Below are 14443 nucleotides of genomic sequence, written 5' to 3' on the forward strand. Positions count from 1 at the left end.
CGGGAGAGTAGGACACCACCGAGCACACACCTCAACTGGCCCGGAACCGCCACCAGCGGCTCCGGGCCAGTTACTCATGTTCTCGCACCAACAAGACGCTCAACACCACCCCCACCACACCCCACACTCCCGTATCTGAAACCGAGAGATACCCGGACCGGACTGACAGCGGGATACGAAACGGTGCACCATTGTCTCTGTGACTCATAGCGACCTCCCTGCCACTCCATCGGACAACGGCCACGAACCGAGTCTTGATGCCGATCGGCTCATGCAACAGTCTGACGTCGTGCTGCACCTGGGACGGCTCATGCTCGCCGCCGGTGCCGGCTCCTACCGCATCAAGTCCTCCATGGCCAGAGCCGCTTCGGCTGTTGGGCTCGACCGCCACGAGGCGACCGTGACGATGACCGAGATCGTCACCTCCTCCTACGTCGGCAACCGTTTCCGTACCGAGGCCTGCGAAGTGCGTCGGGTCGGCGTCAACGTTGGTCGCTTAGAAGCGCTGCGCCGCATCGTCCACGACCTGCGAGCCCACGAAACCGTCGAGCACCTCGAGGCCAAGCTTCAACAGGTCGAGAAGATGCATGCGCGCTACAACGCCTTCACCAACGCGGCAGCCTCGGGCGTGGCCTGTGCCGGATTCTGCTTCCTCAACAAGGGTGGTTGGGTGGAGTGCTTGACGGTCCTCGTCGCGGCATTCCTCGGACAGTTCGTTCGCCGGCAGATGCTGGAGCGCCACTATCAGCATTTCTTCACCTGGCTCGTCTGCGGAGTTGCGGCCTCCGGCACCTACATGGGCATCGTGACAGTCCTGAACGCCACTGGCGCGGTGGCGGGAAACCACCAGGGCGGCATCATCTCGGCGATCCTCTTCCTCATTCCTGGTTTCCCCATGGTCACCGCCATGCTCGACCTGTTCCGACAGGACTTCTCCTCGGCCCTCTCACGCAGTGCCTACGTGCTCATGGTCATGGCTGCGGCCGGCGTCGCTGTGTGGACCGTGACCTTCATCTTCCGCTGGGATGTTGCTGCGGCCAGCGGCAGCACGCTCGACGGTCCTCTCCTCTACGTTCTGCGTTGTTTCTGCTCCTTCATCGCCGCCTACGGATTCGCCATGCTGTTCAACGCAGGCGTGAAGGCCAGCATGCTGGCTGCAGTGGTCGGGGCTCTGGCTAATACCGGCAGACTGCTTCTCATTGACGTCTTCCACGTGCCATGGCAGCTCGCAGTGGGCCTGGCCGCGGTCACGATCGGTCTGCTCGCCCAGCTCTTCGTCTCCCGCGCCTCCCTGTCCCGGGTGGCTCTTTCTGTTCCCGCCGTCGTCATCATGATCCCCGGGGTCCCCTTCTACCGGGCCATCTCCGCGCTCAACACGCTCTCCGTGGACAAGCTCGGCGTCGACGTCGGCGAAGCCGCCACGAACCTGGCTGAAGTCTTCTTCGTCATCACCGCCATCGGTGTGGGGCTGGCCCTGGCGCGCATCATCACCGACCACAACTGGCGTCACGACGTCGCCACCTCCGGGCGTATCACGCTGCCCCGCACACACGTTGAGGCGGTGGAGCAGCCTCTGGAGGACTGACTCTCGGCCCGTACTCGCCTGAGACGGACGATGGTGGCCCGCCGCTGACCTACAGCGACGGGCCACCATCGATGATGCGAGACCGGCGAGCCTGCGGTGCGCGGGTCACAGCCCGCCGAGGACCTGCGCAATGAAGATCTTGACGATCATTGCCACGGGGTAGACCATCGCGTACCCCAGCGCCACCCGCGGGTCGGCGCCGGTGCGCTCGTTGGCGAAGGCCAGAATCGCGGGCTGGGTCTGTGCGCCACCGATGAGGCCGGACAGGCGAGTGCCACCCATCTTGACGATCCAGCGCATGGAGGCGTAGATCCCCAGTCCGACGATGGTGGTGACGATGAAACCGGTGACGAAGATCCTCCACCAGTCACCACCGGTGAAGGCATGCGCGATCTCCCCACCGGCCTTGGTGCCCGCCTGGGCCAGGAAGACCAGGAGCCCGAACTCCGAGAGCACCGCCGTGGCGGTGAAGGGCATGGCGGTCACGAACTTCCCGATGCGGCCGATGCGCCCGAAGATGAGGCCGATCAGGAGCGTTCCGGCAGCCGATCCGATGGAGAAGGTCGCTCCGGTGGGCGTGAGGAACTTCCACTCACCGATGAAGATGCCCAGTGCCATCCCCAGGCCCAGTGCCACCGGGTTGATGGAGGACAGCCCCCGCGAGGAGTCGCCGAAGTACGTGGAGATCTCCTTCATGCGTCCGGTCGGGCCGACGACGCGCACCCGGTCTCCCTGCTGAAGCACCAGATCCGGGGTGCCCACCATGTCGACGTCGCCGCGGCGTACCCGCGAGATCGTCGCCCCGAAACGGCTGTCGATATCCAGCTCACTGATGGTACGGCCGGCCAGCTTCGGGTCCGAGACCGTGATCCTGCGGAAGTCGAGGTACTTGCGGTCCTCGATGAGTGAGTGCGAGGAGCCGTGGCCCACCGCCTTGATCGCCTGGTTGACGGCGTCCTGGGTGCCGACGACGGTGATGAGGTCGTCCTTGTACAGCCGGTCGTCATTCTTAGGCCGGGTGATCGGACCCTTCTCACCCCGGCGCAGACGAGAGAAGCGCAGCTGTCCCGAGATGGTCTCGACGATGTTGCCCAGGAGCGGGCCGTCCTCGCGCTCCACCCGGATAGTGCGGTTGATGAGAGGGGAGGGAGTGTCCTTGTCGCTGCGCCGGTAGCGCAGCGCCAGCAGACAGAAGAACAGCATGCCGATGACACCGTAGAGGTAGGTGACGGCATAGGCCACGGTGGCGTCACCCGGTCCCGCCTTGTCTCCAGCCATGGCGGCGGCGTTGCCGGCAGCGGCCAGGGCGGGTGTGTTCGTGACGGCACCGGCGAAGGCCCCCGCGATCATCGCCGCCTTGAGCCCGAGGAGACGTCCCACGCCCACGGCGGCCAGGGTCGCCACACCCAGAATGCCCAGGAGGAGGGCCAGCGGCCCGCCGGCGGTTCGGATGACGTGGAAGAAGTTCGGCCCGGACTGGATCCCGATGGCGAAGGTGAAGATCGCCAGCCCCAGGGTTCCCAGCTCCTTGGGAACCTCAATGGGGGTGGCGGCTGCCGCCCCCCAGGCCGCCAGCGCAATGCCGCAGAACAGCACCGCCGCTGCTCCGAGGCTGACTCCCTTGATCTTGACGTGCCCGAGCAGCATCCCGGTGCCGACCAGGACGAACAGGACGAGCACCACGTTCCCGGCCAGGTGGTGGAGGATGTTGGCGTGAGCCACCTTCCAGATCAGCAGGGCGGTACTGCCGATCAGGAGGGCCGCTGCCGGGACGCGTATGCTCCCGCGCCTGGCGCGCCAGAGCAGCATTCCGGAGCCAACCATGAGCAGGACGATGACAACCGGGTTGTCCAACAGGTAGTCCAGGACCGTAGCCACGTCGCTAGTTCCGCCTTCCGAATCGCTGCTGAAAGTGACGCAGCGGATGTTTTGTCAGGAGTAACAGCAGCATTGTGTCATCTCCGCAGGCGCTGATGACCTACCAAGGTCCGTGATTCACCGGGAGAGCGGATCGCGCCTCGCACGTGGGGATCCTCCATGCCGCCGACATGCCACCGGGTCCGTGATTCCACGATGTGAGATTGCCGCCGTCTCATTATGACTCTGTGCGGAGACTGATCTAACGTTCATTACCCGGCAGGTCGCCGGACAGTAGGCACGGAGAAGGAGAGCGAGCGATGACACGCGAAGACGCTCCCGCACGTCAGGACCAGCAGGTCATGACAGGCGCCCAGGCTCTGGTGCGCGCGCTGGAGGAGCTAGGCGTCACAGACATCTTCGGGATGCCGGGCGGTGCCATCCTGCCCTTCTATGACCCTCTGCTCGCCTCGACGAAGATCCGCCACGTCTTGGTGCGCCACGAGCAGGGCGCCGGTCATGCCGCCGAGGGGTACGCCATGGTCACTGGTCGCCCCGGGGTGTGCGTTGCCACCTCCGGCCCCGGAGCCACCAACCTCATCACACCCATCGGTGACGCCCACATGGACTCCGTGCCCATGCTGGCCATCACCGGGCAGGTCGGGAGCCGCGGAATCGGGACGGACGCCTTCCAGGAGGCCGACATCGTCGGGGCCACGATGCCCTTCGTCAAGCACTCCTTCCTCATCACCCGTGCCGAGGACATCGTCCCGTGCGTGGCTGAGGCCTTCCACATCGCCTCCACCGGACGCCCCGGTCCGGTCCTCATCGACATCTCCAAGGATGCCCAGGAGGGGCTCACCGAGTTCGTGTGGCCCCCGGCCCGTGACCTGCCCGGCTACCGCCTGCCGGGCAAGCCCAACCAGCGGCGCCTGGCTCAGGCCGCCGAGGTGATCTCCGCTGCCGAGCGACCCGTCCTCTATCTGGGCGGTGGCCTGAACCGGGCGCAGGTTCCCACTGAGGACCTCACCGAGCTCATCGAGCTCATCGGAGCGCCCTTCGTCACCACTCTGACCGCCCTGGACGTCATGCCCAGTGAGCACCCGCTCAACCTGGGGATGCCCGGAATGCACGGTACGGTGGCCGCCGTCGGGGCGCTGCAGCGGGCCGACGTCGTCGTCTGTCTGGGAGCCCGCTTCGATGACCGGGTCACCGGCAAGCCGGACACCTTCGCCACCAAGGCCTCGGTGATCCACGTCGATGTCGACCCCGCCGAGATCTCCAAGATCCGCACCGCCGACGTCCCGATCGTCGGGGACCTGGCCGACGTCGTTCCCGCGCTGAGCGCTGAGTTCCGCGACCACGTCGCCGCTGAGGGGCGGGTGGATATCGCCCCGTGGCGCCGTGAGATCGAGCGCATCCAGGCCACCTACCCCACGGGCTGGACCGACACCGACGACGGACTGCTTCAGCCCCAGGAGGTCATCACCCATCTTGATCGGGCGGCCTCCGAGGACACCATCTGGGTCACAGGCGTGGGACAGCACCAGATGTGGGCGGCGCACTACCTCACCTTCCGCCGTCCGCACACCTGGCTCAACTCGGCCGGCGCCGGCACCATGGGATACGGCCTGCCCGCCGCCATGGGTGCCAAGGAGGCCTGCCCCGACCGGCCAGTGTGGCTCATCGACGGGGACGGATGCTTCCAGATGACCAACCAGGAGCTGGCCACCTGCACCCTCAACAACATCCCCATCAAGGTCGCCATCATCAACAACTCCTCGCTGGGGATGGTGCGGCAGTGGCAGACGCTGTTCTACGGGCAGCGCTACTCCAACACCGACCTGCACACCGGGGCCGGAACGAAGCGGATTCCCGACTTCGTCAAGATGGCCGAGGCCTACGGGGCCGTCGGGCTGCGGTGTGAGCGCCTGGAGGACCTGGACGACGTCATCGCCCAGGCCAATGCCATCAACGACCGCCCCGTCGTCGTCGACTTCATCGTCTCCGCGGACGCCCAGGTGTGGCCCATGGTCGCGGCCGGGGTGTCCAACGACGAGATCCAGCACGCCCGCGGCATGAGCCCGGTGTGGGAAGAGGAGTGAGCGCCGTGAGCGAGAAGCACACGCTGTCCGTCCTGGTGGAGAACAAGCCCGGCGTCCTGACCCGGGTCTCGGCGCTGTTCACGCGCCGGGGCTTCAACATCCACTCCCTGGCGGTGGGGCCCACCGAGCACGAGGACATCTCGCGCATCACGGTGATCGCCGACGCCGAGGGACTGGCCATGGAGCAGGTCACCAAGCAGCTCAACAAGCTGGTCAACGTCCTCAAGATCGTCGAGCTCGACCCCGACACCTCGGTCGAGCGCGAGCTCTACCTCATCAAGGTGCATGCCGATGACGCCAATCGCACGGCGGTGCTCCAGGTCGTCGACCTGTTCCGGGCCCACGTCGTGGACGTCGCCCCCACGTCGGTGGTCATTGAGACCATCGGCTCAGAATCCAAGGTCAAGGCTCTACTGACGGCTCTCCAGCCGTACGGTGTCAAAGAGATTGTCCAGTCCGGTGCCGTGGCGATCACGCGCGGCCCACGATCCATCACCGATCAACTCAAGGAGAAGTGAGAAGCAATCATGGCAGCTGAGAAGTTCTACGACGACGACGCCGACCTGTCCGTCATCCAGTCCAAGAAGGTCGCCGTCATCGGCTACGGTTCCCAGGGGCACGCTCACGCTCTGAACCTGCGCGACTCCGGCGTGGAGGTCGTTGTCGGCCTGCGCGAGGGCTCGGCCTCTGTGGCTAAGGCTGAGGAGGCGGGCCTGCCCGTCAAGCCGATCGCCGAGGCCGTGGCCTGGGCCGACGTCGTCACCGTCCTGGCCCCCGACCAGGTGCAGGCCACCCTCTACCGCGAGGAGATCGAGCCGAACATCAAGGCCGGCTCCGCCCTGCTGTTCTCCCACGGCTTCAACATCCACTTCGGCTACATCAAGCCGTCGGCGGACATTGACGTCGTCATGGTGGCCCCCAAGGGGCCCGGCCACACCGTGCGCCGCGAGTTCGAGTCCGGCCGAGGCGTGCCCGTGCTCGTCTGCGTGGAGCAGGACGCCTCCGGCACCGCCTGGGATCTCGTCCTGTCCTACGCCAAGGCCATCGGCGGTACCCGCGCCGGCGCCATCAAGACCACCTTCCGCGAGGAGACCGAGACCGACCTCTTCGGTGAGCAGTCGGTCCTGTGCGGCGGCGTCTCCAAGCTCATCCAGTACGGCTTCGAGACCCTGGTCGAGGCCGGTTACCAGCCCGAGATGGCCTACTTCGAGGTCTGCCACGAGATGAAGCTCATCGTGGACCTCATCAACGAGGGCGGTATCTCCAAGCAGCGCTGGTCCTGCTCCGACACCGCTGAGTACGGCGACTACGTCTCCGGCCCGCGCGTCATCACCCCTGAGGTCAAAGAGCACATGAAGGAGGTCCTGTCCGATATCCAGGACGGCACCTTCGCCAAGCGCTTCATGGACGACCAGGCCGCCGGCGCTCCGGAGTTCAAGAAGCTCCGGGCCGAGGGTGAGGCGCACCCCATCGAGGCCACCGGCCGCGAGGTGCGTTCCATGTTCGCCTGGCGCGCCGACGTCGACAAGGACTACACCGAGGGCTCCGTGGCCCGCTGAGGACTTGTGATCCGTTGACAACGGGCGGTGCCCCGATGACCTGACGTCATCGGGGCACCGCCCATGTCGTGCGACGGCACTACTGGGGTGAGGCGAGCCGGCGTCGCTGGAGGCGAACGGTGAGAGCCACCAGGGCCATGACCGCGCCCATGAGGCCCACGAGCAGGGCGGCGCCGCGTCCCGGGCCGATGCCGACAACGGCTCCCACGCTGGTGGACAGTGACCGTCCTGGCTCCAGCAGGGGCTGGAGCACATGGTCCACCAGGACTCCGGAGCACAGGTAGGCCACCAGGTAACCCATCTGGGTGACCAGGCTGATCGTGCCCCAGGTGCGTGCCTGCCGAGTGTTGTCGACCTGCGTGCGCACCAGGACCTCCGCACCCGCCTGGGACAGGGGCAGACAGGCGAAGGTGAGGAAGCCGCAGGCGGCCACCCACCAGGCGCCCGGCCCCAGCGGGACCAGCGCCATGGCGGCGCCGGTTCCGGCCAGCCCTGCGGCAAGCAGCGTCGTGGGCTGAGCGCTCTTCCAAGCCGTGACCAGGGCTGCGCCCACGAGCATGCCGGTGGCGGCCACCGTCTCGACCACCCCCATCTCGGCGGTGCTCACGGTGGGCAGGAGAATCGGCTTGATAAGAACCTGGATGACTCCGATGGCGAGGGTCGCCAGCGTCATGAGGACCACGAGGGCGCGCAGACCGGGGGAGGCGGTGATGGTCCTCCAGCCCGCCATGACGTCGCGGTCGTCACCGGGCTGGGACGCTGCGCGTTGCGAGGCACCTGCTGCCAGAGCCTGGCGCACTGTCATGGTGCACGCCACGGTGACCAGGCAGGTGCTGGCGTCCAGCAGCACGAGACCCCGGGGGCCGACAAGAGGCATGAGGAACCCCGCTGCGGCCGGCGCCAGCAGGTACTTGGCAGCAGAGGCGAGCTGGAGCAGACCGGAGGAGCGCACGTAGTCCTCCTCGGTCACCAGGTCGGTGACGCTGGCCCGCAGCGCCGGCTCGGTCAGGGCCGCCAGGCAGGAGGAGGTGACGGCTCCTGCGCAGATCCAGCCCAAGGAGGGCCGGGGCGAGGACAGGGCCGTCAGGATGACGCCCAGCCCGAGAATCGAGCCGGCGTCACCGATCATCATCATCAGGCGGCGGTCGTAGCGGTCTGCGAGGACCCCGGCCAGGGGTGCCAGAAGAACAATGGGGGCGAAGGCGCTCATCTGGACGGCTGCCACTGAGGATGCCGTCCCGTAGGTGCGCAGAATGACGACGGCCAGGCCGAAGGCGCTCAGGCCCGTTCCCAGCGAGTTGATGAAGGAACCCAGGACCAGCAGTCCGACGTGCTTCATGGCTCCGCCTTCGTCAGGAAGCCGAGGCTGCCGGGCGCGGCACCCAGGAGGGTCTCACTGGCCCAGATGAGGGTCTCTCGGCGGCGGGCGAGCTCAGCGGGGCTGGGCTTCATGATGTCCTGGTCCAGGAGGATGCCCGAGGCGCTCAGCAGCAGTTCGATGACGTCATGGGGACGCTCGGTGGTGAAGGCCCCCTCGGCCACCCCCTGGGTGATGACCTCGGCCAGGACCGGGGTGAGGTGCTCGATCATTGCCGTGATGGACAGCAGGTGGAACTCCGCGTTGCCCGGCGCGTGGAACTGGTCGACGAGCTCGGTCTCGGTGTCCACCAGCCTCATCGCGCTCATGATCGCTGCGAGCTTGTCGGCCGCCGGGGCCGATGAGGCGGCGATCTCGCGGGCCTGCTGCTCGACCTGGTGGACGATGCGCAGGACCAGGGCCTTGAGGATCTGCTCCTTGCTGGGGAAGTGGTAGTAGAGCGTCCCCTTGGCGATGCCCACGATCCTCAGGATGTCCTCCATGGTCGTGGGTTGAAAGCCCTTGGTGGTGAACAGGGTGTGGGCGGCGTCGAGAATCTCCTCGCGACGTTGCGCGGTGGGGCGGTGGATGCGCGGCATGGCTCCTCCTTGGTGTGTCGGAAACAGACTAACCGACCGGCGGTCGAGACGCGAGTGTGCACTTCCGTCATGCGGACTCTTTGTCTCGCATCCTGATCCTGCCCTAAGGTGGCCCCATGACGCAGACCATCAAGCTGGCAGTAATCCCGGGTGACGGCATCGGTAAGGAGGTCGTCCCCGAAGGGCTCAAGGTCCTCGAGCGAGCGCTGGAGGGAACCGGGATCACGGTCCGTCCCACCACCTTCGACCTGGGGGCCGAGCGCTGGCACCGCACCGGCCAGACCCTCACCGACGAGGATCTCGAGGCCATCAAGACCCATGACGCCATTCTGCTGGGAGCTGTCGGCGATCCCTCCGTCCCCTCCGGTGTGCTCGAGCGCGGTCTGCTCCTGCGTCTGCGCTTCGCCCTGGACCACTACGTCAACCTGCGTCCCTCGGTGTACTACCCGGGCGTGCCGACGCCGTTGGCCGATCCCGGCGACATCGACTTCGTCGTGGTGCGCGAGGGCACCGAGGGCCTCTACTGCGGTAACGGCGGCGTCGTGCGCCAGGGCACGGCGCACGAGATCGCCACCGAGGTCAGCGTCAACACGGCCTACGGGGTGGAGCGCCTGGTCCGCTACGCCTTCGCCAAGGCCCAGGCCAGGGCGGCCAAGCACCTCACCCTCGTCCACAAGCACAACGTGCTCGTCCACGCCGGCGACCTGTGGCGGCGCACCGTGGAGGCCGTCGGCACCGAGTACCCCGAGGTCACCGTCGACTACTGCCACGTGGACGCCGCCACCATCTACATGGTGACTGACCCCGGCCGCTTCGACGTCATCGTCACCGACAACCTCTTCGGCGACATCCTCACCGACGAGGCCGGCGCCGTGACCGGCGGCATCGGCCTGTCGGCCTCGGGCAACATCAATCCCGAGAGGGCCTTCCCCTCCATGTTCGAGCCCGTCCACGGCTCGGCCCCGGACATCGCCGGTCAGGGCAAGGCGGACCCGACCGCCACGATCAGTGCGGTGGCCCTCATGCTCGACCACCTCGGGCTGCCCGAGGTCGCGGCGAAGGTCGAGGCCGGAGTCACTGCGGACATGGCCACTCGGCGCGGCGGCGCCCAGCGCTCCACCAGCCAGATCGGTGACGCCATCGCCGAGGCGGTGACGGCCGGGGCGGATACGTCATCGCTTTGAGACCCTACGGCCCTCTTCGTGTCCGCAGCGTGATCGCAGTACGCGAGCGGGCCGTTACATTCCGAGTATGTCGCTACTCGGTCCCCCACGTCGGACAGCCGTTTGCCTCCTGCTCGCCGGCCTCACCGGCCTGTGCGGCTGCGACGTCCTGACCGACGCCCCACTGACCGACTCCGAGATGTCCGCCTTCCTGGCTGAGGCGGACTCGCACGCCACCCGATCGCGGGGACGGGCCTTCCAAGCGACCGCGGTGGCGGCAGCGGATCAACGCTCCGCCATTACGGATGCCCTGTCGCTCTCCCGGGTCCGGAGCGATGCCGCCGCGGAGGCCGCGACGCTGGCCATCAGGGTCGGAGCTGTGGCTAGCGACCTGAGTCAGGCCGAGTCCACCGGCCTTGAGGCCGCGAGGTCGGTGCTCGACCAGGCGATGCAGGGCGAGGACGTCGAGGCGATCACGACGGCGCTCACGAACCTCCGTCACGCCGTGGCTGCGGCCGAGTCCGTGGTCTCGGCCCGGCGCTCCTCAACCGGGCAGGACCAGGTGGCTGCGCCCGGGGAGGAGAGCCCGCCAGGAGGTCCTGGCAGGGGAGGGGACGGCGAGTCCGTAGGGGCGGACCGGCCGGGGGAGGGGGAGCCCGAGTCCTCCGCTCAGGTCGGCGCCCCGTCCGATAGCGAGCCATCGGGCCCCCAGGACTCCGCCGAACCGGCCCAGGGGCCGCCTTCTTGAGAGGAGCAGTCTCAGGGGCCGTGATGAGACGGGGTCATCCGGTGGCGGAGGCGGCCGGCGTCTCAGACCCGGGTGCCGCCTTCGTGGGCCAGCGGGACTGACCCGACAGGCCGTCCACGGCGACGCCGCGAAGGACGGCGTCCCACGCCGCCTCGTCGAAGACCCCCTGCTGACAGACCTGGGTCACTGAGACGGCTGCGCCGTCGGCCGACCACACCCGCACGAAGGCCCTCCCCGCGACCCGGGAACCACGGAGGCTGGCGCTGAAGGTGGTGGCGATACCGGCATAGGGTGCGGAGCGGTTCATCGCCGTGAGCTCCTCTCGGCCGGTTTGCCGGTAGTCCGGGTAGGTCCCCGCCAAGGAGGCGGACCAGTGCTCGGACAGGGCGCGGTCATCGCCGCCGGAGACGAGCAGCGCCGCTGCGCTGGTCACCTCGGCGCTCACCTGGCATCCGGAGGAGGTCGAGGCGTAGGAGCGCGACCAGGATGCCTCCGGGGTTGACGCCGTCGCGGGCCCGGTAGGGGTGGTGCTCCCGTGCGGGGCGCTCGTGGCGGTCGGGGACGCGGTGGAGGCGGTGTAGCCGGGAAGGTCCGGGAAGCTGACCGTGAGCGCGGCTGCCGCCGTGGCTTGGGCGGTCGGCAGCGCGGTGGGCATCACCATCCGGGACGGAGCCGTCGAGGACTGCGAAGCCGTAGAAGGGGAGGCGGGCCCCGACACCGACCCGGCGAGCTGATCCAGGTCCACCTGTGCGCATCCGCTCACCCCGGTCAGGAGGACTGTGCCGGCCACCGCCGCCCGGGCGAACCGGGCTCGTGCACCCATTCGGCGAGTACTGACCGAGGGACGACGAACGGAAGTCATGGCCGGAACCTAGCTCTGAGCCCGCCCGCCTGCCAGCATATGGGAAGGTCGTGTCCGAGTTGTGGCCTCGGCGGTAGGGTGGACCTATGCCCGAGACAGACGCCACCTCAACCGACTTCGCATCCACCTCCTTGGCCCGCGCCGCCGAGGTCCCCGTCCCGCAGGCCGATGCGCTCGCCGGCCGATTCCCCCTGACCGCCAACCCCTCACCCCTCGCCGAGGACGAACGGGCAGCGGTCCTGAGGAATCTCCACTTCGGTAACGCCTTCACCGACCACATGGCTCACGCCCGCTGGAGGCAGGGCGAGGGGTGGGGCGACTACGGCGTCATTCCCTACGGCAGCCTCAGCCTGTCCCCGGCCGCCGCTGTGCTCCACTACGGCCAGGAGGTCTTCGAGGGCATCAAGGCCTACCGGCACGAGGACGGATCGGTGTGGACCTTCCGCCCCCGCTACAACGCGGCGCGCCTCAACGCCTCCGCCCGGCGCATGGCTCTGCCCGAGCTGGCGGAGGAGGACTTCGTGGCCTCCCTGGTGGATCTGGTGCGCGCCGACGCCGCCTGGGTGCCCTCAGGTGAGGGCGAGTCCCTCTACCTGCGCCCCTTCGCCTTCGCCTCCGAGGCCTTCCTGGGAGTGCGCCCCGCCGCTGTGGTGGACTACTACGTCATCGCCTCTCCCGCCGGCTCCTACTTCCCTCACGGCTTGGAGCCCGTCTCCATCTGGGTGACCACCGAGTACCACCGCGCCGGACGCGGAGGGACCGGGGCGGCCAAGACCGGAGGCAACTACGCCTCCTCCCTGCTTCCTCAGCAGGAGGCCTACGCGCAGGGCTGCGACCAGGTCTGCTTCCTCGACGACGTCTCGCAGAAGAACATCGAGGAGCTCGGCGGCATGAACCTCATGGTCGTCGACGCCGACGGGACCGTGCGCACACCGCGCCTGACCGGGACGATCCTCGAGGGCTGCACCCGCAGCGCCATCATCCGCCTACTGCGCGACTCCGGGCGGAATGTCGTGGAGGAGACCATCAGCCTTCAGGGACTGCTCGCAGACATCGAGTCGGGCCGGGTCAGTGAGGTCTTCGCCTGTGGAACCGCCGCCGTCGTCGTGCCTCTGGGGCATCTCAAGGGCGAGGGCTTCGACGCCCGCATCGAGGGCAGCGAGGTCACCCGGCAGATTCACGACCGGCTCACCGCCATTCAGACCGGCCGCGCCGAGGATCCCTACGGGTGGATGTATCAGCTCGTGCCTCCTCGTTCATAAAACCACCGACGATATTCCTTCTGAACGTCCAGAAAGATATTGTTTATGTGACATGAAATGGTGACAGTGAGATTGCGGCGATCTCAGTTGCATCTCATTTCATGAGCATTTTGCCCGGAATTCCTAAAACAAGGGGATTCCGGGCAAAACGCTCGAGAAATATGTGGTGCCATTGGTCCATGACTCAGTCCCTCCTACCAGAACCCGAAAGCAGTCCGATCGAAAAGGGCGATGCTGAAGCCGCCTCGTCAGGGGCCGACACGACCTCGGCGCGCAGTGCAGGCAGCGCCCTGCGCCGTCCCGGACGAGGATGGAGGATCGCCCTTCTCAGTGTCCTGGCGATCTTCCTGGTTCTGACCCTGGCCACAGGAGGCCTGGCCCTGTGGGTGCGACACTCCATCGCCTCCGGCATCGAGTTCATCGCCGATCCCTTCGTGGGCATTCCCGCACGGGCCCCGCAGCAGAAGGTGGCCGCGGGCGAGGAACCGGCTGTCAACATCCTGGTCCTGGGGACCGACTCGCGCACCTCCGCCTCCGACCCCTCCCAGTGGAAGGAGGGGGCCCAGCGCACGGACGCGATCATGATCGTTCAGGTCAGCGGAGACCGGAAGACGGTCTCAGTCATGTCGATCCCCCGTGACTCATGGGTGGAGATCCCCGGTCACGGTCAGGGGAAGATCAACGCCGCCTACTCCTACGGGGGGCCCTCGCTGACGATCCACACCGTGGAGAACCTCACCGGCATCCACATCGACCACTTCGCGGTGGCGAACTTCGAGTCCTTCGTCGCCCTGACCGACGAGATCGGTGGAGTGCGAGTCAACCTCAAGACGCCTCAGACACTCGCCGGCAAGGAACTCGGCGCAGGGGCCCAGGTACTCGACGGGCAGCAGGCCCTGGCCTACACCCGCGAGCGCTCCTCCCTGCCCAACGGGGACTTCGACCGCGTCAAGCGCCAGCAGACCTGGATGCGCTCCATCGTGAGCAGGGTCCTGACCAACGGCACCCTGAGCAGTCCCACGGCGCTGTACTCCTTCCTCAAGACCGCCTCGCGGACAGTCGCCGTGGACGAGTCCTTCACGCTCAACCAGATGCAGTCCCTGGCCCTGGAGACGCGCCACCTCCACAGCAACGACATCAGGTTCATGACCGTGCCGACCGCCGGTACGGGAACCGCCACGGACGGGCAGTCCATCGTCACGCTCGACGCCGACGCGGACACCCCCTTGTTCAAGGCCTTCGCCGAGGACCGGGTGAGCGCCTACCTCACCGAGCACCCCGACGCCGTCGAGCTGCTCCCCGCCACGGTGAACTAGAGGTACGGACACGTGGCTCACGGAGCAGCG

12 protein-coding genes are annotated in these 14443 nt (G+C 67.4%); 8 read left to right on the plus strand and 4 right to left on the minus strand.

The features are described from left to right. Positions 1–271 precede the first annotated feature (271 nt). On the plus strand, positions 272–1585 hold the full coding sequence (locus HMPREF3165_RS00070) for a threonine/serine exporter family protein (RefSeq protein WP_020991622.1): 1314 nt from the start codon (positions 272–274) through the stop codon (positions 1583–1585). A 105-nt stretch (positions 1586–1690) separates the two neighbouring features. Here HMPREF3165_RS00070 and HMPREF3165_RS00075 read toward each other — a convergent pair whose 3' ends face one another. Then, entirely contained in the window at positions 1691–3463 is a 1773-nt protein-coding gene (locus tag HMPREF3165_RS00075) for an aspartate:alanine exchanger family transporter (protein WP_176746973.1), read from the minus strand. A 299-nt stretch (positions 3464–3762) separates the two neighbouring features. Here HMPREF3165_RS00075 and HMPREF3165_RS00080 point away from each other — a divergent pair, with 299 nt between their 5' ends. From HMPREF3165_RS00080 to ilvC, 3 genes are read left to right on the plus strand one after another with little or no spacing between them, the layout of a single operon-like run. Further along, complete coding sequence (locus HMPREF3165_RS00080; protein WP_070509802.1) at positions 3763–5547, plus strand: acetolactate synthase large subunit; 1785 nt, start codon at positions 3763–3765, stop codon at positions 5545–5547. Between the two features lie 5 nt (positions 5548–5552). Continuing rightward, positions 5553–6065: an acetolactate synthase small subunit gene (ilvN, locus tag HMPREF3165_RS00085; protein ID WP_003784785.1), complete on the plus strand. Its 513-nt coding sequence runs from the start codon at positions 5553–5555 to the stop codon at positions 6063–6065. Between the two features lie 9 nt (positions 6066–6074). Then, complete coding sequence (ilvC, locus tag HMPREF3165_RS00090; protein WP_004565332.1) at positions 6075–7106, plus strand: ketol-acid reductoisomerase; 1032 nt, start codon at positions 6075–6077, stop codon at positions 7104–7106. Between the two features lie 79 nt (positions 7107–7185). On the opposite strand, the gene HMPREF3165_RS00095 is transcribed toward ilvC, so the two are convergent. Next, positions 7186–8445, minus strand: a complete 1260-nt coding sequence (locus HMPREF3165_RS00095; RefSeq protein WP_070509804.1) for an MFS transporter — start codon at positions 8443–8445, stop codon at positions 7186–7188. Then, positions 8442–9062, minus strand: a complete 621-nt coding sequence (locus tag HMPREF3165_RS00100) for a TetR/AcrR family transcriptional regulator (RefSeq protein ID WP_070509807.1) — start codon at positions 9060–9062, stop codon at positions 8442–8444. Before HMPREF3165_RS00100 ends, HMPREF3165_RS00095 begins: the two co-directional genes overlap by 4 nt. Positions 9063–9178: 116 nt before the next feature. Between HMPREF3165_RS00100 and HMPREF3165_RS00105 the strand changes: the two genes are divergently transcribed. Further along, the gene (locus HMPREF3165_RS00105) at positions 9179–10246 is read left to right on the plus strand and encodes a 3-isopropylmalate dehydrogenase (protein WP_070509809.1); all 1068 of its coding nucleotides are present in this window, start codon (positions 9179–9181) and stop codon (positions 10244–10246) included. 67 nt (positions 10247–10313) lie between these two features. Beyond that, positions 10314–10973 carry a hypothetical protein gene (locus HMPREF3165_RS00110; RefSeq protein WP_070509811.1) on the plus strand — a complete coding sequence of 220 codons (660 nt, stop codon included), beginning with the start codon at positions 10314–10316 and terminating at the stop codon, positions 10971–10973. Between the two features lie 34 nt (positions 10974–11007). On the opposite strand, the gene HMPREF3165_RS00115 is transcribed toward HMPREF3165_RS00110, so the two are convergent. Continuing rightward, entirely contained in the window at positions 11008–11835 is an 828-nt protein-coding gene (locus HMPREF3165_RS00115; RefSeq protein WP_070509814.1) for a gametogenetin, read from the minus strand. 86 nt (positions 11836–11921) lie between these two features. On the opposite strand from HMPREF3165_RS00115, the gene HMPREF3165_RS00120 reads away from it, so the two are divergent. Further along, complete coding sequence (locus HMPREF3165_RS00120; protein ID WP_070509816.1) at positions 11922–13097, plus strand: branched-chain amino acid aminotransferase; 1176 nt, start codon at positions 11922–11924, stop codon at positions 13095–13097. 179 nt (positions 13098–13276) lie between these two features. Next, complete coding sequence (locus HMPREF3165_RS00125; protein WP_070509819.1) at positions 13277–14413, plus strand: LCP family protein; 1137 nt, start codon at positions 13277–13279, stop codon at positions 14411–14413. Positions 14414–14443: the final 30 nt, after the last annotated feature.

This window comes from Actinomyces sp. HMSC08A09 (assembly GCF_001807465.1).
Taxonomy (GTDB): Bacteria; Actinomycetota; Actinomycetes; order Actinomycetales; family Actinomycetaceae; genus Actinomyces; species Actinomyces oris.

Excerpts from the sequence above, each read along its gene's own strand:
- HMPREF3165_RS00070 (WP_020991622.1), top strand. The coding sequence starts at position 272 with ATGCAACAGTCTGACGTCGTGCTGCACCTGGGACGGCTCATGCTCGCC.
- HMPREF3165_RS00080 (WP_070509802.1), top strand. The coding sequence starts at position 3,763 with ATGACACGCGAAGACGCTCCCGCACGTCAGGACCAGCAGGTCATGACA.
- ilvC (WP_004565332.1), top strand. The coding sequence starts at position 6,075 with ATGGCAGCTGAGAAGTTCTACGACGACGACGCCGACCTGTCCGTCATC.
- HMPREF3165_RS00095 (WP_070509804.1), bottom strand. The coding sequence starts at position 8,445 with ATGAAGCACGTCGGACTGCTGGTCCTGGGTTCCTTCATCAACTCGCTG.
- HMPREF3165_RS00100 (WP_070509807.1), bottom strand. The coding sequence starts at position 9,062 with ATGCCGCGCATCCACCGCCCCACCGCGCAACGTCGCGAGGAGATTCTC.
- HMPREF3165_RS00105 (WP_070509809.1), top strand. The coding sequence starts at position 9,179 with ATGACGCAGACCATCAAGCTGGCAGTAATCCCGGGTGACGGCATCGGT.
- HMPREF3165_RS00110 (WP_070509811.1), top strand. The coding sequence starts at position 10,314 with ATGTCGCTACTCGGTCCCCCACGTCGGACAGCCGTTTGCCTCCTGCTC.
- HMPREF3165_RS00115 (WP_070509814.1), bottom strand. The coding sequence starts at position 11,835 with ATGACTTCCGTTCGTCGTCCCTCGGTCAGTACTCGCCGAATGGGTGCA.
- HMPREF3165_RS00120 (WP_070509816.1), top strand. The coding sequence starts at position 11,922 with ATGCCCGAGACAGACGCCACCTCAACCGACTTCGCATCCACCTCCTTG.
- HMPREF3165_RS00125 (WP_070509819.1), top strand. The coding sequence starts at position 13,277 with ATGACTCAGTCCCTCCTACCAGAACCCGAAAGCAGTCCGATCGAAAAG.